The 24,609-nt window shown below is 53.7% G+C and carries 25 protein-coding genes; all 25 read right to left on the bottom strand.

The features are described from left to right. Positions 1-12: 12 nt before the first annotated feature. Positions 13-798 (bottom strand): triose-phosphate isomerase, encoded by a 786-nt coding sequence (tpiA, locus tag AUMI_RS02100; RefSeq protein WP_096380781.1) that lies wholly within the window; start codon positions 796-798, stop codon positions 13-15. Beyond that, a complete protein-coding gene (locus tag AUMI_RS02095) occupies positions 792-2,003 on the bottom strand; it encodes a phosphoglycerate kinase (protein ID WP_096380779.1) in 1,212 nt (403 codons plus the stop codon). Before AUMI_RS02095 ends, tpiA begins: the two co-directional genes overlap by 7 nt. Before the next feature lie 15 nt (positions 2,004-2,018). After that, positions 2,019-3,026: a type I glyceraldehyde-3-phosphate dehydrogenase gene (gene gap, locus AUMI_RS02090; RefSeq protein ID WP_096380776.1), complete on the bottom strand. Its 1,008-nt coding sequence runs from the start codon at positions 3,024-3,026 to the stop codon at positions 2,019-2,021. A gap of 126 nt (positions 3,027-3,152) precedes the next feature. Further along, entirely contained in the window at positions 3,153-3,779 is a 627-nt protein-coding gene (locus AUMI_RS02085; protein WP_096380773.1) for a superoxide dismutase, read from the bottom strand. A gap of 95 nt (positions 3,780-3,874) precedes the next feature. Then, positions 3,875-4,849, bottom strand: a complete 975-nt coding sequence (gene whiA, locus AUMI_RS02080) for a DNA-binding protein WhiA (protein WP_096380772.1) — start codon at positions 4,847-4,849, stop codon at positions 3,875-3,877. 49 nt (positions 4,850-4,898) lie between these two features. Then, a complete protein-coding gene (gene rapZ / locus AUMI_RS02075; protein WP_096380769.1) occupies positions 4,899-5,777 on the bottom strand; it encodes an RNase adapter RapZ in 879 nt (292 codons plus the stop codon). A gap of 109 nt (positions 5,778-5,886) precedes the next feature. Continuing rightward, positions 5,887-6,807: an RluA family pseudouridine synthase gene (locus AUMI_RS02070; RefSeq protein ID WP_096383399.1), complete on the bottom strand. Its 921-nt coding sequence runs from the start codon at positions 6,805-6,807 to the stop codon at positions 5,887-5,889. Further along, positions 6,797-7,435, bottom strand: a complete 639-nt coding sequence (lspA, locus tag AUMI_RS02065) for a signal peptidase II (protein WP_231951802.1) — start codon at positions 7,433-7,435, stop codon at positions 6,797-6,799. Before lspA ends, AUMI_RS02070 begins: the two co-directional genes overlap by 11 nt. 2 nt (positions 7,436-7,437) lie before the next feature. Continuing rightward, positions 7,438-8,001, bottom strand: coding sequence for a DivIVA domain-containing protein (locus AUMI_RS02060; protein ID WP_096380765.1), 564 nt, complete (start codon positions 7,999-8,001; stop codon positions 7,438-7,440). A 116-nt stretch (positions 8,002-8,117) separates the two neighbouring features. After that, positions 8,118-8,420, bottom strand: a complete 303-nt coding sequence (locus tag AUMI_RS02055; protein WP_096380763.1) for a YggT family protein — start codon at positions 8,418-8,420, stop codon at positions 8,118-8,120. A gap of 32 nt (positions 8,421-8,452) precedes the next feature. Beyond that, positions 8,453-8,905, bottom strand: a complete 453-nt coding sequence (locus AUMI_RS02050; RefSeq protein ID WP_096380761.1) for a cell division protein SepF — start codon at positions 8,903-8,905, stop codon at positions 8,453-8,455. A gap of 39 nt (positions 8,906-8,944) precedes the next feature. Then, entirely contained in the window at positions 8,945-9,655 is a 711-nt protein-coding gene (locus tag AUMI_RS02045) for a YggS family pyridoxal phosphate-dependent enzyme (protein WP_096380758.1), read from the bottom strand. Continuing rightward, the gene (ftsZ, locus tag AUMI_RS02040) at positions 9,655-10,839 is read right to left on the bottom strand and encodes a cell division protein FtsZ (protein WP_096380756.1); all 1,185 of its coding nucleotides are present in this window, start codon (positions 10,837-10,839) and stop codon (positions 9,655-9,657) included. The genes AUMI_RS02045 and ftsZ overlap by 1 nt, the downstream gene beginning before the upstream one ends. 141 nt (positions 10,840-10,980) lie before the next feature. Next, complete coding sequence (locus tag AUMI_RS02035) at positions 10,981-12,123, bottom strand: cell division protein FtsQ/DivIB (RefSeq protein ID WP_096380754.1); 1,143 nt, start codon at positions 12,121-12,123, stop codon at positions 10,981-10,983. Positions 12,124-12,126: 3 nt separating this feature from the next. Then, on the bottom strand, positions 12,127-13,524 hold the full coding sequence (gene murC, locus AUMI_RS02030; protein WP_096380752.1) for a UDP-N-acetylmuramate--L-alanine ligase: 1,398 nt from the start codon (positions 13,522-13,524) through the stop codon (positions 12,127-12,129). 66 nt (positions 13,525-13,590) lie between these two features. Continuing rightward, entirely contained in the window at positions 13,591-14,673 is a 1,083-nt protein-coding gene (locus AUMI_RS02025) for a UDP-N-acetylglucosamine--N-acetylmuramyl-(pentapeptide) pyrophosphoryl-undecaprenol N-acetylglucosamine transferase (protein ID WP_096380750.1), read from the bottom strand. Then, a complete protein-coding gene (locus AUMI_RS02020; RefSeq protein ID WP_096380748.1) occupies positions 14,670-15,926 on the bottom strand; it encodes an FtsW/RodA/SpoVE family cell cycle protein in 1,257 nt (418 codons plus the stop codon). Before AUMI_RS02020 ends, AUMI_RS02025 begins: the two co-directional genes overlap by 4 nt. Beyond that, complete coding sequence (murD, locus tag AUMI_RS02015) at positions 15,904-17,403, bottom strand: UDP-N-acetylmuramoyl-L-alanine--D-glutamate ligase (RefSeq protein ID WP_096380745.1); 1,500 nt, start codon at positions 17,401-17,403, stop codon at positions 15,904-15,906. Before murD ends, AUMI_RS02020 begins: the two co-directional genes overlap by 23 nt. Before the next feature lie 11 nt (positions 17,404-17,414). After that, on the bottom strand, positions 17,415-18,509 hold the full coding sequence (gene mraY, locus AUMI_RS02010; RefSeq protein WP_096380742.1) for a phospho-N-acetylmuramoyl-pentapeptide-transferase: 1,095 nt from the start codon (positions 18,507-18,509) through the stop codon (positions 17,415-17,417). Beyond that, entirely contained in the window at positions 18,506-19,915 is a 1,410-nt protein-coding gene (locus AUMI_RS02005) for a UDP-N-acetylmuramoyl-tripeptide--D-alanyl-D-alanine ligase (RefSeq protein WP_096380740.1), read from the bottom strand. Before AUMI_RS02005 ends, mraY begins: the two co-directional genes overlap by 4 nt. Before the next feature lie 16 nt (positions 19,916-19,931). Then, positions 19,932-21,698, bottom strand: a complete 1,767-nt coding sequence (locus AUMI_RS02000; protein WP_231951800.1) for a peptidoglycan D,D-transpeptidase FtsI family protein — start codon at positions 21,696-21,698, stop codon at positions 19,932-19,934. A 37-nt stretch (positions 21,699-21,735) separates the two neighbouring features. After that, positions 21,736-22,458 (bottom strand): cell division protein FtsL, encoded by a 723-nt coding sequence (gene ftsL / locus AUMI_RS01995; protein WP_096380735.1) that lies wholly within the window; start codon positions 22,456-22,458, stop codon positions 21,736-21,738. Next, positions 22,455-23,408 (bottom strand): 16S rRNA (cytosine(1402)-N(4))-methyltransferase RsmH, encoded by a 954-nt coding sequence (gene rsmH / locus AUMI_RS01990; RefSeq protein ID WP_096380733.1) that lies wholly within the window; start codon positions 23,406-23,408, stop codon positions 22,455-22,457. The genes ftsL and rsmH overlap by 4 nt, the downstream gene beginning before the upstream one ends. A gap of 102 nt (positions 23,409-23,510) precedes the next feature. Then, positions 23,511-23,942, bottom strand: a complete 432-nt coding sequence (gene mraZ / locus AUMI_RS01985; protein ID WP_096383396.1) for a division/cell wall cluster transcriptional repressor MraZ — start codon at positions 23,940-23,942, stop codon at positions 23,511-23,513. A 231-nt stretch (positions 23,943-24,173) separates the two neighbouring features. Further along, complete coding sequence (locus AUMI_RS01980; protein WP_096380731.1) at positions 24,174-24,539, bottom strand: DUF3040 domain-containing protein; 366 nt, start codon at positions 24,537-24,539, stop codon at positions 24,174-24,176. Positions 24,540-24,609 lie beyond the last annotated feature (70 nt).

Here is a 24,609-nt window from a genome sequence, read left to right as displayed (position 1 = left end):
AAGTCTACCCGACTAAATTACGTGCTTCTGGAATCGAGCAATGCTCGAGAACTCAGCAACATCAAGGCTTGCACCACCGACGAGTGCACCATCAATGTTGGGCTGACGCATGAAACCTGCAATGTTGTTGGCCTTGACCGAACCACCGTAAAGAATACGTGTGCGCTGCGCTGCAGCTTCACCGAGAACTTCACCGAGTGCCACACGAATAGCTGCGCAGACTGCTTCCGCCTGCTCTTCGGTTGCAACCTTGCCAGTACCGATGGCCCAGACAGGCTCGTAAGCAATCACAATGTCAGCATCCTGAGAAACACCCTCGAGTGCCTTCTTCAGCTGTGCGACAGGAACAGCAGAGGGGCCGAACTCTTCGAGTTCTGCTTCAGTTTCACCAACACAGAGGACAGGAACAACACCGTGCTTGAGAGCAGCCTTGACCTTGTTGCCCACGATCTCATCAGTTTCACCGTGGTACTGGCGACGCTCAGAGTGGCCAATGATGACGTAGGAGCAGCCCAGCGCCTTGAGGAATCCCCCAGGGATCTCGCCGGTGTAGGCACCGGAGTCGTGCATGGAGACATCCTGTGCACCGTATGCGAGGTCGAGCTTGTCTGCTTCAACCAGGTTCTGCACCGAACGAATGTCGGTGAACGGTGGGAAAACCGAGACCTCAACGTCGGTGTACTTGTGTCCGGCGTCCTTGAGAGTCCATGCCAGCTTCTGAACGAATGCAATCGCCTGGAGGTGATCCAGGTTCATCTTCCAGTTACCCGCGATGAGCGGGGTACGAGTGTTTACCATCCGAGGACCTCCAGGCCAGGTAGACGCTTACCCTCGAGGAATTCGAGGCTAGCTCCACCACCGGTTGAAATGTGACCGAACTGGTCATCTGCGAAACCAAGAATGCGCACAGCTGCTGCTGAGTCACCGCCACCGACAACGCTGAGGCCGTCAACCTCGGTCAGTGCCTGAGCGATGGCGCGGGTGCCTTCGGCGAAGGCGGGAATTTCAAATACACCTGCAGGGCCATTCCAGAACACTGTCTTGGAAGCCTTGATCTGCTCGGCAAATGCTTTACCGGTCTCAGGCCCGATATCGAGTCCCATACCAGTTGCACCGAAGGAGGTGTCTTCGAGAGCATCTGCTGGAGCAACAACGTGCTCTGCGTCGGCACCAAACTTGCTGGCCATCACAATATCGGTGGGAAGAATAATTTTCACACCGCGTGCTTGGGCATCTGCGATGTAACCGCGGACAGTGTCCAGCTGGTCAACCTCGAGCAGGCTGGCACCGACCTTGTAGCCCTGTGCTGCGAGGAAGGTGAAGACCATGCCACCGCCAACGAGGATTGTGTCGACGCGAGGAAGTAGGTGAGAAATGACACCGAGTTTGTCTGAAACCTTAGAACCGCCGAGAACGACTGTGTAGGGGCGCTCAGGCTTTTCAGTCAGGCGGTCCAGAACATCGAGTTCGGTCTCGATGAGCAGACCTGCTGCGCTGGGAACCAGCTTGGCCAGGTCATAGACCGAGGCCTGCTTACGGTGTACTACACCGAATCCATCCGAGACGAGCACGTCACCGAGCTCGGCAAGCTGAGCAGCGAATGCGCCACGCTCAGCTTCGTCCTTGGAAGTCTCCCCTGGGTTGAAACGCAGGTTCTCCAGGACAGCAATCTGGCCATCAGCCAGAGCAGAAACTGTGGCCTTTGCAGAGTCCCCGACGGTGTCGGTGGCAAAAGCCACGGGCTTGCCGAGCAATTCGCCCAGGCGAATTGCAGCAGGTTCGAGGCTGTACTTAGCCTCGGGTGAACCGTCAGGACGCCCGAGGTGGCTCATCACCACAACACGGGCGCCCTGATCGAGTAGAGCGTTCAATGTTGGCAGCGACGCACGGATACGACCGTCGTCGGTGATCACGCCATCCTTCAGTGGGACGTTGAGGTCGCATCGGACCAAAACGCGCTTGCCAGCAAGCGAACCTAGTGAAGAGAGGGTGCGAAGTGCCATATTGAATTACTTTCTTTAGAGCTTGGCGCCGACGTACTCAGTCAGGTCAACAAGACGGTTGGAGTAACCCCACTCGTTGTCGTACCAGCTGGAAATCTTGACCTGGTTACCCAGAACACGCAGCAGACCAGCGTCGAAGATCGACGAGTGAGGGTCAGTCACGATATCGCTGGAGACAATCTCGTCCTCGGTGTACTTCAGTATGCCCTTGAGGTGACCTTCCGCAGCAGCCTTGAATGCAGCCTTGACCTCATCTTCGGTTACTGGCTTCTCTACCTGGATGGTGAGGTCAGTGATCGAACCGGTTGGGACGGGTACGCGAAGTGCGAAACCGTCGAGCTTGCCGTTGAGCTCGGGCAGAACCTTACCGATGGTCTTTGCAGCACCGGTGGAGGAAGGAACGATGTTGATTGCTGCAGCGCGTGCGCGGCGCAGGTCAGAGTGTGGACCATCCTGGAGGTTCTGGTCAGCGGTGTACGCGTGAACAGTTGTCATCAGACCGGTGATGATGCCGAACTCCTTGTCAAATACCTGCACGAGAGGTGCGAGACAGTTAGTGGTGCAGGATGCGTTCGAAATGACGTGATCGTTAGCCGCGTCATACTTCTCGTTGTTAACACCCATCACAAAGGTAGGGATGTCATTGCCGGTGGGAGGTGCGGAGATGAGCACCTTCTTGGCGCCAGCAGCAATGTGCTTTTCCGCGTTTGCGCGGTCAGTGAAGCGACCAGTGGATTCAATGACGATGTCAACACCCAGCTTGCCCCAGCCGAGGTCTGCGGGGTCGCGCTCTGCGAGAACCTTGATCTTTTTGCCGTTGACGATGATGTTCTCGGCGTCGTGAGAAACTTCAGCGTCCAGGCGACCAGTTACCGAGTCATACTTCAGCAGGTGTGCAAGCACCTTGGTGTCGGTGAGGTCGTTGACAGCAACAATTTCGATGTCTGCGCCCTGTGCGAGTGCAGCACGGAAATAGTTACGTCCGATACGGCCGAAACCGTTGATTCCAACTTTGACAGTCACTTCGTCTCCAAGTGATGTTAGGGAGCGTGATGCTCCAAGGGTGGTGAGGGTGGAGGGAGGGTATTTCTAGGAAAAATTAGTAGAAACGGGCGCCCTAAATACTTCGAGGACGCCCGTTGTCAACTACTAAGAGAATAGCAGGACGCTGGATGCGCCCTTGCGTGCGGCTTCAAAACGCGCCGAAACATCTGCCCAGTTGATGATGTTCCAGAACGCTGTGACGTAGTCGCCCTTCACGTTCTTGTAATCCAGGTAGAAGGCGTGCTCCCACATGTCGAGCATCAGCAGAGGAATGGTTCCAGCTGCGATGTTGCCCTGCTGGTCGTACAGCTGCTCAATGATGAGGTTTTTGCCCAGTGCATCCCAAGCCAAGAATGCCCAGCCTGAGCCCTGGAGGCCAAGTGCTACGGCGTTGAACTGCGCCTTGAACGCATCGAATGAGCCAAAATACTCATCAATAGCAGCAGCGAGTTCGCCTGTGGGGCGCTCTTCAGAACCTGGGGTGAGGTTCTTCCAGAAAATGGAGTGGTTAGTGTGACCACCCAAGTGGAATGCGAGGTCCTTCTGGAGCTTGTTGATGTTGGCGAAGTCGTTCTTCTCACGAGCTTCTGCAAGCTTTTCTAGTGCAGTGTTTGCGCCGTCAACGTAGGCTTTGTGATGCTTGCTGTGGTGCAGCTCCATGATTGTTGCACTGATGTGTGGTGCGAGAGCTGAATAGTCGTAATCCAGTTCGGGCAGTGTGTAGTTAGCCACAGGTGTTCTCCTTAGAACGTGAGGTGGGGGTTTTACTAGTGTTAACCGTCTCGGCAACTATTTTATTGCCGATGAGGAAAGTTATTTCGGGGAATTTAGGCGTCAATATCTTCAGGAACAGCAGATTCAGTTCCGGGTACGCCCAACTCTTGTGCTCGCTTGTCAGCCATGGCCAATAGTCGACGAATACGTCCGGCAACAGCATCCTTTGTCATGGGTGGGTCTGCGTGGTGACCTAGCTCATCCAAACTTGCATCACGGAAGTTCAAGCGAAGTTCACCGGCATATTTGAGGTGTTCAGGGATATCCTCACCAAGCAGCTCCAATGCACGCTCCACGCGAGCGCAGGCGGCAACGGCTGCCTGCGCTGAGCGGCGCAGGTTCGCGTCATCAAAGTTGACGAGGCGGTTTGCTGTGGCACGCACCTCGCGACGCTGACGCAACTCTTCCCAGTTCTTGACTGTTTCGGTCGCACCCATGATGGTGAGCACAGACGAGATTGCCTCATCTTCGCGAATGACCACACGGTGCACTCCGCGGACTTCACGAGCTTTGGCAGCAAACTGAAGACGGTTGGCCGCCCCCACGAGGGCCATGGCGGACTCATTCGTAGGGCAGACGATTTCTAGTGCAGCGGAACGACCTGGGTCGGTGAGAGATCCGGCCGCAAGGAAAGCTCCACGCCAAATCGCGGAAAGATCTTCCAAGTTGCCTGTGGTGAGCTTGTTTGGAAGACCACGAATGGGGCGTCGACGGGCATCGAGCAAACCTGTTTGACGAGCAAGTGTTTCCCCATCAAGCACGCGAACAAGGTAGCTGGGTGCATTCTTTCCACCAGAGCTAGGGGTGAGGCGCCCCTCGGAGCGGACACCATAAATTTCAGCCAAATCCTTGCGAACACGTGTAGCTAGCTCTTGAGAATCCAACTCAGCCTCGACAGCGATTCGTCCTGAGATGGTGTGCAAGCCCCCAGCAAAACGCAGGATTGTCGCCAATTCTGCAGTGCGAACACTGGTCTTCCCAGCGCCCACAGTGATGAGTTCTTGTTTGACGTTCTCAGTTAAGCCCATGTCCCCTAATTCCTTTGTGTTACTCAAAATCGCGTAATGGTGATTGCCGCTATTCGCGGCCAAAGTCTCGGTGTTTGACCCGCACAACAACCCCGGGAAGCTTCTCGAGATGCTTGGCGAGCTCTTCGGTCAACGCGACCGAACGGTGCTTGCCACCTGTACAGCCAATAGCGATCGTGGCGTGGCGTTTGTTCTCTCGCTGATAGCCCGCCAATACAGGAGCTAAGGCCGCTGCATAGGTTTCAACGAACTCGCGTGCGCCAGGCTGACTCAAGACATAGTCCGAGACGTCCTTATCCATGCCGGTATTTCCCCGTAGCTCAGGAATCCAGAACGGATTAGGCAAGAATCTGCCATCCGCAATGAGATCAGCATCAGATGGGGTTCCGTATTTGAACCCGAAACTCATCAGATTCACTCGAACGCCGGCGGTTTCTTCTTGAGCAAACTGTTCAGTGATGAGGGTGGAGAGCTGGTGAATGTTTAAATCGCTGGTGTCTATGACGATGTCGCTGAACTCACGCAATGCTGTCATCCGGGAACGCTCAGCTGTGATGCCATCAATGATGGTGCCATCACCCTGCAGAGGGTGTGGCCGACGCACAGACTCAAAACGACGGACCAAAGACGCATCGGTAGCGTCCAGGAATAAAACTCGAACAACGGTAGCTGCCGGCATGGACTGAATGATTTCTTGCAGATTTTCGAAGAAATCACGACCGCGGACATCCACCACGGCAGCAATCTTAGGAAGGTTTTCACCAGCTTTATCTGCGAGTTCAACCAGGGGGCGGAGCATCTGCGGGGGCAAGTTATCGACGACGTACCAATCAAGGTCTTCAAGGGCATTTGCCACAGTCGAACGACCTGCGCCAGACATTCCGGTGACGATGAGAACTTCCTGCTTATTGCGGGATAGTTCAGGCATGATCACTTCCTTGATTTACGGGGCGTGTTACGGCGTGTCGTACCAGACTAGCCATAAGCGACACGCCGGGAAACTTTGAAGCCTCAAACCTTGGGGCAGAAGTTGAAGGTTAGCCTGCTGCCAGTATGTCAAGCGCATGCTGAAGATCTGTGGGATACGGTGAAACAAACTCGACGTATTGCCCCGTTGAGGGGTGAGTAAAGCCAAGTTTGTGGGCATGCAACCATTGCCTACTCAGCCCTAAACGTGAGCTGAGAGTGGGATCTGCCCCATATAACGCATCCCCCACACACGGATGCCGTTGTGCTGCCATGTGAACTCTAATTTGATGGGTTCGGCCGGTTTCGAGTTTGATTTCCAAGAGAGAGGCAAAAGGAAACGCTTCCAAAGTTGTGTAATGGGTCACTGCATGTTTGCCATCACTGGTGACCGCAAACTTCCAGTCGGAGCGGGGGTGGCGTCCGATTGGCGCATCGATGGTTCCCGCCAACGGGTCTGGATGCCCCTGCACAACGGCGTGATAGATCTTGTTGACTTCTCGGTCATGAAAAGCATGTTTGAGCGCGCTGTAGGCCTTTTCACTTTTAGCAACAACCATCAAACCTGAAGTACCGACATCGAGGCGATGGACAATTCCTGCTCGTTCAGCAGCCCCAGAGGTGGAAATGGTGAAACCTGAGGCGGCAAGAGCGCCCAGGACTGTTGGTCCATCCCAGCTAGCAGCGGGGTGTGCGGCAACTCCGACAGGCTTATCCACGACAACAATGTCGTCATCGTCATAGACGATGGAGAAGTCAGGAACCATCATGGGGACTATTTCAGGTCCACGTTTTTCTTCCCACGAGACAGTCAAAGTGGCCTCTGCGCGAAGCTTGTCCGATTTACCCAGAGTGACGCCGTTTTGCTCTACTCCGCCAGCTTCTGCGATTTCTGCCGCTTGAGTTCGTGAGAAACCAAAGAGTCTGGCAAGACCTGCATCGACCCGTACACCATCAAGCCCGTTTGGAACTGGTGTGGACCTAGTTTCCACCAGCTCCACCTGCTCCGCCGTCGCCAAGGCCACCCTGGCCAGTTAGGCCACCCTGCAATGTGACAGTGGGGTTTGAACCTATGGGTGTCTCGTTTGTGTTCTTTTTCCGAGCATCCCGAGTTCCATCAATGTGAATTCCAGAGAAAGTGAGGATAACGAGCAAACACATGCTGGAAACGATGGCAATGTCTGCGATGTTATAAATCGCAGGCATCATCCAGGGTGTGTAAATAAAGTCGATAACGAGGCCGTGCCCGAATTCGACCACACCTTCGGCATTTTGTTGGGTTAGCCGGTCAGTCAGGTTGCCGAGAGTGCCACCCAATAAAAGACCAAATACGACTGCCCACGCAATAGAGCGAATTTTGCGCGCGAACACAATAATGACAATCGTGACAATGGCGGCAAGGATGGAAAAAATCCAGGTACTGCCCGACGCAATCGAGAAAGCCGCCCCGGGGTTTCTCACAAAGTAAAACTGAAGGAAATCTCCCAGAACAGGGTTGCTCACGCCTTCAGGCAGGGTGTTTTTGACCCAAAACTTACTCAGTTGATCCGCAAGGTAGACAACTACGGCGCAGACGCCCAGCAGGGTCAGAACAGCCCACACGGGCCGCTTAACCGCCACGATTAGTTCTTGGGAGTGGTTCCAGCAGTGTTGAGCTCATCAAGCTCCACCAGCTGGTTGGAGATGTAGCTGCGCAGCTTCTCGCGATATTCCTTTTCGAAGCTGGAAAGCTCTGCGATTTCACCCTTGAGCTTGGACTTGTCTGCCTCGAGAGCAGAAAGTTGCGACTTGACGGTGGCTTCTGCTTCTGAAACCAGGCGAGTTGCAGTCTCATGACCCTCGGCAATGAGTGCGTCACGCTTTTCCACACCCTCGCGCACGTGCTCTTCGTGCAGACGACGAGCAAGGGTCAAGAGGTCATTAGCGCTTGCTGTAGCGCTGGAGTCATCGACAACAACGGGGGCAGGGGTTGCAACCGGCTTTGCTGGCGCAGCGGATTCTCCGCCTTCGAGACGAGCTTCTGCTGCCTCGAGCTTGGAACGTAGGTCTTCGTTCTCAGCACCCAAGCGGCGCAATTCAACGACGATTTCATCAAGAAAATCGTCAACCTCGTCCTGGTCATATCCTTCACGGAACTTGGTCTGTTGAAAGCGCTTGTTTACTACGTCTTCTGGCAGTAATGCCATGGGGTGCCATCCTCTTAGTGAGAGCTACAAAAAATGGTTATCTCAGGTGATAACTCACTAACGCTATCAAAATACTTAACAGCGATGGAATCAGAAAGAAAAATTACCTGATTTTCCTAGAGAATCATCAGATACTCGGCGATGTACATCGCAACAATCGCCGCCAGCATGACGACTGTCCATCCAAAATCAAGGGCAATCGCTCCAAAGCTCACAGGTTTTACCCATCGGCGAACCAGATTCATGGGGGGATCAGTGAGTGTGTAAATCACGCCGCTGAGAACCAGCACGAACGAGGGAGGTCGCCATCCTGGCTTGAAGGCTCGAATGAAGTCGAGAATCAATCGTCCCCACATGGCAAAAACAAACACCAAGAGGGCGTAATACAGGACTAATCCAACGAGACCAATAACGGACATCTCAACTCCTCAGCCACGCCGGTGGCGTGAGCTTATTCGCCGAAGAAAGTGGTGTCTACTTCAGCAGTTTCTGCTGCTGCATCACCTGACACGGCAACGTGTGCGGGTGAGAGCAGGAATACCTTGCTGGTAACACGTTCAATCTTGCCGTAAAGACCCTGAGAAAGACCTGAAGCAAAATCGATCAAACGACGAGCATCAGTTTCAGTCATCTGCGAGAGGTTCATGATGACAGGAACACCTTCACGGAAGTTTTCAGCGATGACCTTGGCATCGGAGTACTGCTTGGGGTGTACGGTGACAATTTCATTCATGTCGCTAGCTGCCTGGTTCTTTGCGGTGTTACGGCGAAGGGGGGTTACCTGTGCACGACCAGCGGAGACAGGAGCTACCTGAGGTGCTGCAGCGTAGGCAGGTGCATCGTAGGTCGTCTCCTCATCAGCGAGACCGAGATAGACCATGGTCTTCTTGAGTGGATTGGCCATTGAGTTACCTCCAGGTAATAAAAAATCGTCTAATTGAGATTAACCGGCAACAGGCCTGTTCCCGGTGATTGCCGAACCTATGCGAAGGTGTGTCGCACCTTCGGCAATTGCCGCGGCATAGTCATGTGACATCCCTGCTGAGATGAAGTTGGCTTGCGGGATAACCGTTTGCACGCGTTCAGAGGCGGCTTTCACCCGAGCAAAAGCAACGCGAGGTTCTTCGTCCAATGGAGCAACAGCCATTACTCCCAATAGGTTAAGGCTGGGTTGAGCTGCAACCAGTTCAGCAAGTTCAACCACATCTGCGGGTTGAACTCCCCCACGGCCAGGGTCTTGGGTGAGGTTGAGCTGAACGAAGCAGTCCAAAATCTCAACGGCATTGTTTTCTGGAAGTCCTTCAGGAGTCATTGCAGCGTTCGCCAAAGCATTAACCAAGCTTGGACGATCAACTGAATGGAGAACCTGAGCATATTTGCGCACAGCACGTGCTTTGTTTGATTGAAGCTGGCCTATAAAGTGCCAAGTGAGATCCAAATGTGCAAGTTCAGCCGCTTTAGCTTCAGCTTCTTGGTGCCTGTTTTCTCCGACGTTGCGCACACCAAGGTCATAGAGATCGCGCACTAACTGCGCAGGATGAAACTTCGTCACCACAATCGTGGTGATGTCATAAATATTGCGCCCTGCTGCGCGTGCAGCATCAGCAATGCCCTCGTTGACGAGCGCTACACGTTCGCCAAGCGTCGTATCCACTACTTCAGGAAGTCGGGGATGTCGAGGTCGTCATCCTCATCGACGTAGGAAGGGGTGACGCTCACGTGACTGGTTGTTGCAGGAGTCGTCATAACTGCGGCGAGTTCGTCATCTGCAAAGACACCAGTTGTTGAGGAAACAATCGGAGTCTCTGCGTAGATGCTTTCACCTGCAGGGAGGACTGATCCAGTGTCCGTCGAGGTGAATGCACGACGAGGCATTGGCTTGTGGGTGGGTTCGCCACCATCAAAACCAGCGGCGATAACCGTGACACGAACTTCGTCACCGAGGGTGTCGTCAATGACAGCACCGAAGATGATGTTCGCCTCAGGGTGTACGGCTTCGCCGACCAGTGCAGCAGCGTCATTGATCTCGAAGAGACCAAGGTTGGATCCACCCTGAATGGACAGAAGCACACCACGCGCTCCTTCAATGCTGGCCTCAAGCAGGGGTGAGGCTACGGCCAGCTCGGCTGCCTTGATCGCGCGGTCTGCACCGCGTGAGGAGCCGATTCCCATCAGGGCAGATCCAGCGCCCTGCATTACCGACTTCACGTCTGCGAAGTCGAGGTTGATGAGACCTGGAGTGGTGATGAGGTCTGTAATTCCTTGGACACCAGCAAGCAAAACCTGGTCTGCTGTGGCGAAAGCTTCTTGTACGGAGATGCTGCGGTCGCTGATTTCGAGGAGGCGATCGTTGGGAACAACAATGAGAGTGTCAACCTCGGCGCGCAGAGCAGCAACACCGGTGTCTGCCTGAGCCGCGCGACGCTTACCTTCGAAACCGAATGGCTTGGTCACAACACCAATGGTCAGGGCACCAATGGACTTGGCAATCTTGGCGACAACTGGAGCAGCACCTGTTCCAGTTCCACCACCCTCACCTGCGGTGACGAAAACCATGTCAGCACCGGCCAGTGCTTCCTCAATTTCTTCGGCGTGATCTTCGGCGGCTTTGCGGCCAACTTCGGGGTCAGCACCTGCGCCGAGGCCACGGGTCAGTTCTCGACCAATGTCGAGTTTGACGTCAGCTTCGCTGAGGAGAAGGGCTTGAGCATCGGTGTTGACAGCGATGAATTCAACACCCTTGAGGCCAAGCTCAATCATGCGGTTTACTGCGTTGACACCGCCACCACCGACGCCGACCACCTTGATGACGGCGAGGTAATTCTGATTCATTGACACGTTATGGCCTCCGCTAGAACCCTAAAGTTCAAGTCGAACCTTAAAGTTATGCTCAGTATGCATTTCTTGATTTGAGAGTAGGTCGAAGCACTCCACTCCCTAGTGCGACACGCCTAGAGAGTCTCAGATAAGAGAAAAGTTTTAACGCACAACCGCTGTCTTGGGTGAGGAAACGTCATACTCACTGACAGAGCCAACTGGATTCAGCGTCAAAAGCTGAGAGAGAACTCGGTTCTTCATCGCCGCGTTTTCAGGACCACCCCAGAAGACGCGGGCTCCCCCGGTCAAAATGAGTGTGACATCATCCGTGGTGTTAGCAATGACCTCGTCAAGCTGGCCAGCTAATCCTGCTGGCAAAGAATTAATCACATCGATAGCCGCGGCGAAACCCTTGGATCGCGCGGAGTCACCTTCCACCGTGAACAGTGGCAAGCCAGGAACGCGCTCAGGGGTTTCCTCGATGACCACCCCCGCAGGGTCGACCATGATGAAACCATTAGGCGAGGGCAGGTACCCAACAGGGGCTCGTTCAACAACTTTCACCACCAGGGTGTGTGGTGGCACAGCAACTGTGGAGTAGCTCTTGACCAGGGGTTGCGCCTCGACCGCCTTGCGCACGGCACCCATATCTACCAAAGGCAGTGGCTTGTTGAGCTCCGGCTGGAGCGAGGCAATGATTTGATCGGCAGGAACCCTGGTTGCCCCCTCCACCACAATATTTTGGAGCGCCAGGATGGGGGTAAACATCCCCACGCCCACAAAGATCAAGATGGCGACGAAAGAACCAGCGATGGAAGCCCACACAATCCGTCGACGACGTAGGTGGGCAGTAAAGCGTCGAACTTCGTCACGTTCAAAAGCTTTGCGAGCCTTAACAGCTTCCTTGAGCTTTCGCTTAGCCTCGAGCGCTTCTTGCTGTGAGGCCGTCAGTTTGCGTGCGGCTTTCGTAGGGCGTGAGGCGGAGGTATCTGATTGTGCAGAGTTGGATTTCGGCCGCGGAGGTGCACCAACGGGCCTGAGCGTGCCCTGAACGCGACTGCCGGTTGGCGCTGAAGCTGCTGGGGCAGGAGCTCGTGTGCCGCTGCGCGATTGCGAGGCAGCTGAAGACTTTTTTTGTTTTTTGAGATCGGCCTTGTTCTGCTTGCGTTCAGCGCGAGAAGGTCGTGCCGAAGTACCTTGTTGTGCACGGGTAGGCGGTTGAGGCTTCACTGGCTGCGGTGCAGCTTGTGAACTGTGCTGAGGCCGAGACTGAGGTGTCCCTGGCGGTCCTTGTGGCCGTTTCATGAGCTAGCTCGTAGCTTCGAGTGAAGCCAAAATCTGAGGAATGATGCGGTACACATCACCACACCCCAACGTGATGACGTAGTCACCAGGTCGCGCGATGCGGGCAATGTGATCAGCTGCTTCCTGCCAATCGGCGATAAAAGCAACTTTGCTTTGGTCTGAGAATTTTTCTGAAACGAGAGCTCCCGTGACGCCCGGCACTGGATCTTCACGCGCCCCGTAAACATCAAGAACCACGGTGAGGTCAGCATCTGCTTCGAGGGTCTGGGCAAACTCTCCACAAAAATGTTGAGTGCGGCTATAGAGGTGCGGTTGATGCACCGCAATCACACGACCTTCACCGACAACAGTTCGCGCAGCTGTGAGAACCGCATTCACCTCCGTGTGGTGGTGAGCATAGTCGTCATACACGCTCACTCCCCTGCGCACACCGTGGAGCTCAAAACGACGTTCGGTGCCCCCAAATTCAGAGATTCCGGCCAGAGAAGACGCAGGGTCAAAACCCAAACCGACGAGGGTTGCAAAAGCACCTGCCGCGTTGATGGCATTATGGCGACCTGGAACCTTGAGCTGAGTGGTGTATTTGGTTCCCAAGTACTCAACAGTGAATGTCACGCCACCGGTGGTGGTATCAATGTGTGCCAGTCGAACATCGGCCGAAGCGGCCTCTCCGAAGGTCATTACATCAGGGCCTGAAATCTTGCTCCCCACGCGAACAGCTCCTGGGTCATCGCTCGAGATGACAACCAGCTCACGCGCTGCAGAAGCAAAGTCAACAAACGCCTGATCAAAAGCTTCAAGAGATCCGTAATGATCCAGGTGATCTGCATCAACATTGGTAATCAATGCCACAGCAGTGTCATAGAGCAAGAAGGAGCCATCCGACTCGTCTGCCTCAATGACGAAAAGCTCCCCCTCACCATAGGCAGAGCTCAAACCATAAGACTGAACTACTCCGCCATTGACGAAACTGGGGTCTGCGCCTAACTCACGCAAACCGGTCACAATCATTCCCGTTGACGTGGTTTTTCCGTGGGCTCCCGCAACGGAGACCAATCTGGATCCGCGAGTAAGCCATTCCAGCGCCTGCGAACGGTGCAGGATAGTGAGGCCTCGTTCTTGCGCCAGAACATACTCAGGGTTGTCTTGCCACAACGCGCCAGTGACAACCAAAGTTTGTGCATCGCCGAGGTTGGCTGCATCGTGGCCAATGTGGACCTCAACCCCTAGTTCACGCAGTGCCTGAATATTTGAGGAATCCCTCACATCAGAGCCAGTTACCATAATGCCGTTAGCCAGAAAGAGACGAGCAATGCCGCTCATCCCAGAACCACCGATGCCCACCATGTGCACGGTCCCCAAATCTTCTGGGGCGACAACAGTGGAGTCTGGCTTAATCACGGGGCACTCTTTCGATCACACACGCGAAAAACGCGCTGACTACCGTTATAACGCAGAAAGCTGGGCCTAAGCCGATGACAGGGCGGCATCGATGAGATTGATCATGCGTGCAGTCCCGTCTCGCAAACCCACGCGGGCAGAAGCCTCAGCCATCTGCTCTAAACGTGCTTCATCCCGCATCAAGGGCACAAGGTTCTGCGTTATCCACTCTGGAGTGAATTTCTCATCCTCAACGAGAATTCCCCCACCTGCGCGAACGACACCTGCGGCGTTAAACTTTTGCTCTCCATTGCCAACGGGATAAGGCACATACACCGCTGGTATGCCCAAGGCAGAGAGTTCAGAGACAGTTGCAGAACCGGCCCGAGAAACCACAAGTTGCGCTGCGGCTAGGGCAAGATCCATTCGATCGCAGTAGTCCACAACGACATAACTAGGAATCTGTGGCAGAGCCTCAGGCTTGTTTTGGCCAACAATGTGGAGCACCTGATAGCCCGCATCAATGAGCTGCTGAGCAGAGGCGGCAATGGAAGTGTTGATAGACCTCGCCCCCAGTGAACCACTGGTGACAACCAGCACAGGACGGTGTTGCTCTAAGCCAAAATAAGCGAGTGCTGCCTGCCGCTGAGCTGGAATATCTAACGTCTCAATTTCCTTACGCAAAGGAGTCCCCACCGTCACAGCATGAGGCAGTGGAGTTCCCTCAAAGGTCACGCCTACAAAGCGAGTGGACCTGGCACCCCAACGGTTGGCCAGACCCGGCTTGGCATTTGCTTCATGAATGACGTAGGGGGTGTGAGTCTTTTTCGCTGCAGCATACGCAGGAGCGGCGGCATAGCCTCCCACCCCAATAACAACATCAACCTTGCGCTGGGCAATCAGCTCAACGACTGTGGCAACAGCTTTGGGCCAGCCGGCAAGAAATATCCGAGAACTCGAGAGGAAATGACGAGCACGTGGAAAAGGGATTCGTGGAATCGTAATAAGTTCATATCCTCGAGCTGGAACGAGCTGTGCTTCTAGGCCCTCTGCCGTCCCCACACAGATGATGATGGCCTCTGGCTCACGAGCTCTGAGCGCATCAGCGATAGCGAGCATGGGGTTGACATGCCCTGCAGTCCCGCCACCAGCTAGAAGATACGTGGTCATCGGCGGCGGCCCAGTGGCTTCTTGATGGGCTTTTCTTCCCGGGTAAACGATAAGACAACACCGATGGCAAGCAACGTCATGACCAAAGCAGAACCGCCCGAACTGAGCAAAGGAAGCGGTACTCCCAGAACCGGAAGCAGTCCCACAACAACACCAATGTTGACGAATGCCTGGCCAACAATCCAGATCATAATTCCGCCGGTAGTGATTCGAACAAGTGGGTCTTTCGCACTGCGAATAATGCGTGTGAATGTCACTGCCATCACAACAAACAACACGATGATGAGCAAAGCACCAATAAGCCCCAGTTCTTCACCGATGATGGCAAAAATGTAGTCATTATCTGCCGCAGGTAGCCACGACCATTTTGCTTTGGACTGGCCAAGGCCCACGCCAAAAATTCCGCCGTTAGCCAGAGCCCATTTACCGTGCAAGGGCTGCCAGCAGGCATTGGTGTAATCCGTGCAGTTCTCACTCAGAAAGGACATGATTCGGTTCATTCGGTTAGGGCTCGTGACAACGTAAAACGCCACCACAGCAGACACCGCAACTGTTGGGAGGACAATTACCCGATCCGCCACCCCCGAGAAGGCAATACACCCCATGATGATGGCGAAGATGATGATTGTGGTTCCCAAGTCACCGCCGAGCAAAACAAAGAATGCAACGCCATATACCGGGAAAATCGAGAGGAAGATACGGAAACTGTAGGGTCCCACTCGGTTGATGATTTCTGGAAGATTGACGCCCAGCCATATCGCAACGGTGAGTTTGATGAATTCTGAGGGCTGAACCTGAATACCGATATCAACCCAGTTACGGTTACCACCAGATTCAACACCCAGTGGCGTGAACACAAGTAGTTGAAGAGCACCAGAAGCAATAAGAGCTAACAAGGCCCATTTGCGATAGATCTCCAGAGGGAATCTACTCACAAACAGCATCAAAGGTATGGCGATGATTGCTGAACCAGCTTGTTTGAAAAAGCTGACGAAGAACCCACCGTCGGTCAAGAACGAATCAACCGCTGATGCCGAGAGCACCATGATCAAACCGATAAGAACCGTCAGCAGTGTCACACCGGCAAGCCAATAAAAGTTCGGAGACTCGGCTCTGAATTGTTGACCTAGGTTGAAGCGTGTGGCCAACAGGCCTTTGGCCGCAGGCGCAGACTGCGTCGGGGCCTGCCGTGGTCGAACAGGAGCAGATGCAGGCCTTCGGCCTTGAGGGTTAGTGCGAGGCGGATTCGCCATCCGCCTCACCTCCCAGGTTTGCTTTCACGGCCTCGGCGAACATTCGTCCCCGTTCGGCATAATCCGTAAATTGGTCCATCGAAGCTGCAGCAGGAGCCAAAAGGACAACATCACCCGATTGTGCAAGTTCTGCGGCTAAGGTCACAGCCGTAACCATGACATCACTAGTGTCCGCTGACTCCACCTCGCGAACGCTCACCCCGGGCGCGTGTCGCTCGAATGCTGAGATAACCTCAGATCGGTCAACCCCAATAACAACCGCACCGCGCAAGCGATCAGCATGTTGAGCCACAAGCTCATCTATATTGACGCCTTTGAGCAATCCACCAACAATCCAGACAATGGAGTTATTTGCCGCCAGCGATGCCGAAGCCGCGTGAGGATTAGTTGCTTTGGAATCATCAATCCAGGTAATGCCGTCTTGGACGGCAACAACTTCAATCCGGTGAGCATCCAGACGAAAGTTCTTGAGAGCTTCTGAAATAGCTTCAACAGGGACGCCGAAAGACCTTGCTAAGGCACTGGCAGCTAAGACGTTGGCCACAATGTGTGGCGAGCCCAAACCACGCTCTTCAAGCTCTGAGACGGTAGTGATTTCTAATGCCGTGTTGTGTCGTTCATCTAAGAATGCTCGGTCGCACAAAATTCCATCCACGATGCCAAAATCACTGCGGCCTGGTGCTCCGAGATCGAAACCGATAGCCCGAGCGCCCTCTTGAACATCTGCGTTTTCAACCATGCGCTCGGTCTGACGGTCTGCTTTGTTATAAACACAGGCAACCTGTGTTCCCTCAAAGATGCGAGCTTTAGCAGCAACATAGGCTTCTAGCGAGCCATGCCAATCTAAATGATCGTCAGCGATGTTCAATACTGCAGCGGCATAAGGGTGGACGTTTTGCAACCAGTGAAGTTGATAACTGGAAAGCTCAACAACGAAGACGTCAAAACCTTGTGGGTCCCGGACGGCATCCAGAACCGGAACACCAATATTGCCGCAGGGAGCAACGCGATATCCGGCTGTGGCCAGCATGGCGGCAGTGAGTTGGACGGTCGTCGTTTTTCCGTTGGTTCCGGTAACCGCAATCCATGGTGCCGGAGTGCCAACTTTGTCCCTGACGCGCCACGCTAATTCGATATCTCCCCAGATAGGGATGTTTCGAGCAGTGGCCCACTGCAAAATTGGGTGGTCTGGATGATACCCAGGCGAGACCACAATAAGCTCGGGAGCAAACTCACTGAGCTCACTTGGAATAGCACCATCGACAGGCTCATGGACAAACGTTCCGCCGATAACTTCAAGCATTTTCAGGCGAAGTTCATCAGCTTGTTGTGCACTAACCACCACATGAGCACCCAGCTCAGACAGTGTGTCAGCAACAGAAAAACCAGTCACACCCAAGCCCAAAACAGCCACGCGCAGTCCAGCCCAGTTGGCGTGCCAGCTTGTGAGCTGAGAAAGATCTCGTTGTTCAGACATCACAAAAGGCTTTATTGGGTCAACCACTCGAGGTAGAACATACCAACCCCAGTAATCACAAACAGAGCTGAAATAATCCAGAACCGAACGACGACGGTAACTTCAGGCCAGCCCTTGAGCTCAAAGTGATGATGGATGGGCGACATCAAGAAGATGCGCTTTCCCCTGGTGAGCTTGAAGTATCCCCTTTGGACAATCACTGAGCCTGTGTCAATGACAAAAAGACCAGCAAGGATAACCAAAAGGAGTTCGGTTTGGCTGAGGATAGCCAAAGCGGCCAATGCGCCACCCAGTGCCATAGACCCGGTGTCTCCGAGGAAGATTTGTGCGGGAGAGGTGTTCCACCAAAGGAATCCGATCAACCCTCCAACAATGGCCGCTGCGACAATGGCCAAGTCCAGAGGATCACGGACGTCGTAACACTTATAAGCGACCTGAGGGTCAAGTCGCGAGGAGAAACATGACTGGTTTTGCTGCCAGAAGTTCATGATGACGAAGGAACCAATTGTGAAGATGGAAGCTCCGGTAGCTAATCCATCCAAACCATCTGTGAGGTTCACAGCATTAGATGTGCTGGTCACGATCAAAATGATCCAGACCAAGAAGGCAAACAAACCTAGGCCAGCACCCAGCGCAGCAAAATCAAGATTGGTATCGCGAATAAAAGAGATACTCATGGATGCTGGTGTGATGCCATTTTCGTCAGGGAAATTAATGGCAAGCAGGGCAAAAATGACTGCAACGATAACTTGGCCCACCACTTTAGGCCAGCCGCTCAAACCAAGTGAGCGACGCTTGTGAGTTTTGATGAAGTCATCAATAAAACCGACAAGACCCAAACCTGTCATGAGAAACAGAACCAAAATGGCGGGTAGCTCAACACTGTGACCGGTGAGAGGTGTTGCTATGAAGTACGAAACAAGAACACCAACGATGACGACAATGCCACCCATCGTGGGGGTTCCCTTTTTGGCGTGGTGTGCATCCGGGCCACCATCGCTAATGAACTGGCCCCAGCCAATTCTGCGAAACAACCGAATGAACACCGGCGTCATGAGCAGGGTGAAGATGAGAGAGAGTGCGCCGGCTAGAAGTAGGGTACTCACGCGTAGGCCTCTCCTAGTCGATCTCCTAAGAACCGGAGCTTCGCCGAGTTAGACGATTTCACCAGAACTATGTCTCCTGCGCGAAGCAGGCTCGATAGGTAATCGTAGGCCTCATCAGGGGTTGAGAAGAACTTCGACTCACCATCCCACGAACCCTCGTTGATGGCAGAAATATGAAGTCGGCGTGCCCCATCACCGACAACGATGAGTTGATCGATGCCTAAACGAACAATGAGCAGGGCAAGTTTGTCCTGCTCTTCGCCGGAAAACTCGCCAAGTTCTGCCATTTCACCCAGCACAGCAATGGTGCGGTTGTCATCTGTCGCGATCTGTCGCAAGGTCTTTATCGCTGCTGCCATGGAGTCTGGGCTGGCGTTATAGGCATCGTTAATGATGACAACGTCATCATTGCCTAGAACTTGCATTCTCCAACGTTCAGCTTGCGTTACTGACTCGAGGCTGGTCGCGATGTAATCCAGGGAGAACCCTAATTCCACTCCAACAGCAGCTGCCGCTGCCGCATTCATGACGTGGTGCTCTCCCAAGACAGAAAATGCAACATGAGAACGTTCTCCCGAACTCAGACACAGATCGAACTGCGTGCCTTGCATACTCGAAGTCACATTCTCCACGCGGACGGTGGCATCTGCGGCATAACCAAATGTTCGCATTGCTCCCGGGGCGGCAGAGGCCATTGACATCACGCGGTGGTCATCAGCATTCAATATTGCGACGCCCTGAGGCCCCAATGCTTCTAAGATTTCTCGTTTGGCAACAACAGTGGTCTCTACACCGCCAAATTCTCCTGCGTGTGCAAGCCCAATCATCAGGACAACGCTGATATCAGGTTGCACCATATCTGTCAGCAGCTTGATGTTACCTGGACCACTGGCTCCCATCTCAAGGATGAGGAACTCAGTGTCTTCGCGCACCTGCAACATCGTGATGGGTGCGCCCACTTCATTGTTGAAGGATGCGCGCGGAAAAACGGTCTGACCTTTGCCGCTACACATGGCTGCAACAAGATTCTTCGTGGTGGTTTTTCCGTTAGAACCCGTTATGGCAACAACTTTGAGTTTGCCCAGGGAACGAACGCGGGCAACCACCTCACGAGCAAGTGCACCCAGTGCGACTACGGCGTTGCTAACAACAATCTGAGGAATAGAAACCTCAACGGTGTGCTCTACGATTGCCAAGCTGGCACCGTTTTCGAGTGCAGCCGCAACGAAGAGGTGCCCGTCTGTCTCTTCCCCGGGCTTAGCAATAAAGATGTCACCAGGAGTTATCAAGCGAGAGTCTGTGTCGGCCACACCACTGATAACAGTATTTTCAGTAGCGCCAGAGTCTCCCAGGTAAAGCTCACCGTCAATAGCGAGTGCTATGTCAGCAAGGGTGAGTTCAATCATGTTCTTATTCTGGTGCTTAGAAGCGCACAGCAAGCGCAGGAGATGCAGAAGTTGAAGGTTGAATTCGATATTCCTTGATGACCTGAGCCATCACGTCTCGAAATACCGGTGGGGACGCCATGAATGTGTTTCCATCTGGATAAGCAATCACTACGTAGACAACGTATTGCGGATCATCGGCGGGAATAAGACCCGCGTTGGAGACGATGTATTTCTCGCCATATTTTCCACTGCCGTCAGACTGCTGTGCTGTACCCGTCTTGAGGGCGCTGCGATAGCCCGGAATTTGCACCACGGAGGTGAGGGCGCCCTGGGTGACCACGTTTTCCAACATGTCTACAGTGGTGCGGGCTGCTTCAGGTGAGACAACCTGTGTTCCCTTTGATTGCTCAGGCTTGACCACGGTTCCATTTGCTTTGACGCACTCTTCGACAAGTGAAGCAGGTAAATGCACTCCCCCGTTGCCAAGAGTTTGATACGCCCCCGCAACCTGAACTGCGGTGGTAGCTAAGCCTTGGCCAAACATGGTGTTGTAGGTGGTTTGGTTGTCCCACTCTTCGTAGGGATGCAAAATACCGCCGGACTCACCAGGGAAGTTCACCGCTGAGGTTTCGCCAAAACCAAAAGCACGGAGATAGTCGTAGCGGGTTTTCGCATCAAGCGCTTGGCCTAGTTGCGTAATCCCGGTGTTAGAGGATTCTTGAAGAACACCTGTAAGCGTCAACGGCCAGGAACCGTGGGGCACAGCATCGTTGACTTTCGCTCCGTTAGGGAATGTGAGGGCATATGGAGCAATTACTTGGGTTGAAGGATCTGCGGCGCCGGAGTTGATTAATCCAGCAGCGGTGAGTGCCTTAATCGTTGAGCCTGGTTCGTAGGGAGAGGTAAAGGCGCGAGAACCTCGAGCACTCTCGTCAGAACCATTGACGTTATTGGGATCAACGGTGGGATAGTCCGCAACAGTCAGCAGCTTTCCTGTTTTGACCTCTTGAACGATCACGATTCCCCACTGGGCGTTGGTTTCAGTTACACGCTTGGCCAACACCTGCTGGGAGTACCACTGCAGGTCTGAGTTAATTGTCAGTTTGAGGCTTCCACCGTTTTCTGCAGCAACACTGGTGACAGTGCTGCCAGGAATGCGAATTCCATCAGCACCGCGCTGATATACCTCTTCCCCATTGGTGCCGGCGAGACAGTCGTTCTGAGCTAGTTCGAGTCCTGCCTGCGGCTGTCCGTCTTGACCTACATAACCAAGCAGGTTTCCGCCCACAGCTCCTGCAGGATAAGTACGCCCGGGTGCCTGTTCAAAAAACAGCCACGGTATCTCCAGGGCATAGAGTGCTCGGAAAGTATCGACATCCACAGCTTTTTTGATGTACGCAAAGTCAGACTTGGGGTTTTGTGCCAGAGCATCTGCAATGATCTTGAGAATTTCTTCCGGCTTTTGACCAGTGATGGTTCCGATCTCAATAGCTGCTTGCTGCGGCGTAATGGTGACCTCAGAACGGTCAGTTTGACGAAGGAAATCTTTGGCATTCTTCGGCGAAACGGTGATGTTGTAACGCAGAACGCTTTCGGCCATCACTGTCCCTTTGGCATCAGTAATTGTTCCTCGTTTAGCCAACACGGTGGAAGGAATAGAGCGTTTCCCAACCGACTCTTCGTTGTATGCCGAAGCTCTAATGACTTGGATGTCAACCAGTTTGATGACGAACAAACCCACGAAAATCACAACGAAGAGCATGACGAGAAATGCTCTAAATCGGATGGGGTTTCGCTTCACTGATATTCCTTAGCAGGGGCGTTATCGCGACCTGAAACTAGTGGGTTGCGATGCCTGGCAGTCCGTTTGTCAAAGCTACTGGACCAGCGGGGACAGCTGCCGCAGGCGCGCTGTCAGTCACTGGGGCAACCTTGGCAGCTTCGGCAGCAGCCTTCTTTGCTGCTTCTGCTTTAGCTTCAGATTCTTTCTGAGTAACCAGTGAGACTTCTGAGAGCAAAGAGTTTGGAATTGCTCCGGCTGCAGACCCTGCAATCACACCAGCATTGGCAGCAGCGGGAACAGGTGTCCCTAGAACTGCTCCGTCAGAAATACGAAGATACACGGGAGTGTTATTGATCACCATGCCCAATGCTTCCGCATTGGCTGCAAGATTTTGGGGTGACGAAAGCCGATCTAGATCTTGATTCATGGTTTGGTAGGTGCGAGAAAGCTCTTTATTCGACTGCTGTAAGGACGCAATCTCATAGGCACCTGCAGAAACAGCCACAGAAAGAAGAAGTTGAGCGACAATGATGCCAAAAACAACTCCCATGCTGACCAGAGCGTAAAAGACTCGTGGTCGGGCTTTGCGCTGAGCCCGGGTTGCCACAACCTGTATGGAGGGACGCCACTGAGCTGCCGAGGAGAGAGTGGAACGAGCCTTGAGTGCCAAATTGCCCTGGGTTGCCGTTGTTGATGATTTACGAGCCTGGTTCGCCCGTGAGGAAACCTGCGGATGAGTCTGCGGACGGTTCATCCGAGTGGATTTGACGGAGCTCATGCCGCCTCCTTGATTCGTTCGGCTGCACGCAATCGCACAGGTGTGGCACGAGGATTACGAAGCTTTTCTTCATCACTGGCTAGTTCGGCACCGCGAACAAGCAAACGTAGCTCTGGTTTGTGCTGTTCAAGCTCGACGGGAAGCCCGACAGGAGCCGAGGAGGTAGCCGCTGCCTGGAAAAAACCTTTGACAATACGGTCTTCGAGTGACTGGTAGGACATCACCACGATGCGACCACCGAGGGCAAGTGTGCTCAGCGCTGCGGGTATTGCTCGTTCTAGGACGGAAAGTTCTTGGTTGACCTCAATGCGGAGCGCTTGGAAGACACGCTTGGCAGGGTGTCCCGCGTGAGAAAGTGCAGCGGGGGTGGCAACAGTAAGAATGTGCACGAGCTGGCCAGAGCGCGTGATGGGCTCTACTTCACGCTGGGTCACTATGGCCCTGGCATAGCGAGCAGATAGTTTTTCATCACCGTATTTGTGGAAGATGGTTCGAAGTTCCTGCTCGCTGTAGGTAGCAATCACCTCAGCTGCCGTCATGCCTTCTGACTGGTTCATACGCATGTCCAATGGGGCATCTTGTGCGTAAGCAAATCCGCGTTCGGCGCGATCGAGTTGCAAAGAAGAAACACCGAGGTCAAAGAGAATTCCATCGACAGACTTGATGCCCAGCTCGTCCAACGCCTCTGCGATGCCGTCATAGACGGTGTGAACGAGGTGAACCCGGTCTCCAAAACGAGACAAGCGCTCACCGGCTATTGCGAGGGCATCTGTATCTCGGTCGAGCCCCACAAGGGTGAGTTCGGGGAAACGGGAGAGAAAAGCTTCCGAGTGTCCGCCCATGCCTAAGGTGGCATCAACCAGAACTGCACCTGGCTTCTCTAATGCAGGAGCTAGTAATTCAACGCAACGCTCGAGAAGGACGGGGGTGTGAATCTGGTTGAGTTCCATAACAGTTGAGGCCTGAGCCTTAGATTCTGGTTCCCCTCCAGATCAACCTGCTTCCGGGGAAGTGGATTCAGGGTGATGCGGCTGGGAGCCGGAATCTAAGGATTAGAAAAGACCAGGAATCACCTCCTCCGTGGTGTTGGAGAAGGCTTCTTCGTGTGATGCGAGGTAGGTATTCCAGGCGTCGGTGTCCCAGATTTCAACACGGTTCCCAGCACCGATGACGGTGAGATCGCGATCAAGACCTGCGTACTGGCGCAGGTTTGCTGGAAGAGTGATGCGGTTTTGGCTATCTGGCGTTTCTGCGCTTGCTCCGGAGAGGAATACACGGAGGAAGTCTCGAGCTGACTTGCTGGTAACGGGAGCCTGTCGAATCTTTTCGTGAAGGTCGTTGAACTCAGCAGCGCTGAAAACGTACAAACAGTTTTCTTGACCGCGGGTGACAACAATTCCTTCGGCCAATTCGTTGCGAAATTTAGCGGGAAGGATGACGCGTCCCTTGTCGTCGAGTTTGGGTGAGTGGGTTCCTAGGAACATCTGCGCCACCCCCTTCACTACCGGCCTTGTGGTGATTTCTCCACTTTACTCCACTTTCAACCACAAGTGTTAAAAATTTGCACAAAATTGCGGTCGGCGTGTCGATACTTCCGCTAATTTACAGGGGTTAAGTCAGTGGAGGAAAATGGAGTATTGGGGATCAAACGAAAGCAGCGATGAGAAACAAAAAAGCCGCCATTTCTGGCGGCTTAGTGTGAAGGTGCTTGGGTACTACAAGCGACCGTTATCGCGCTCGTCCCAGCGCTGCTCCATGCGCTTGATGAAAGATGATCCGGAAGACTTTTGCGGACGGGTGCCTGTTGATGCTGCTGGAGCAGGTGCTCCTGGCCGAGAAGCAACAAGGACACCGGCAAACATTGCGGCAAAACCTGCAATACCAATGAAGACGTTTTGCAGCATGACGCCTGCAATCAAACCGCCCAAACCGGCGAGCGCGATGATCACTCCCAGGATGATGGCACGGTAGTTCGGCCGCGGCATTCCAACGAACGAGGTAGAGGTGACATCTGCATCGTGCCCATAGAGATTGCGCTCCATTTCATCAAGTAGGCGCTGTTCATGCTCAGATAAGGGCATTGTGACCTCCTCAAGTTTTCGAAATGGTAGTGCGGATACCAAGTGTACCCCCGCTCGCCTAGATAGGCTA

Source organism: Aurantimicrobium minutum (assembly GCF_002355535.1).
Classification (GTDB): domain Bacteria; phylum Actinomycetota; class Actinomycetes; order Actinomycetales; family Microbacteriaceae; genus Aurantimicrobium; species Aurantimicrobium minutum.
Note: the sequence above shows the minus strand (reverse complement) of the source record. Positions and strands in the feature narration are given on the sequence as shown.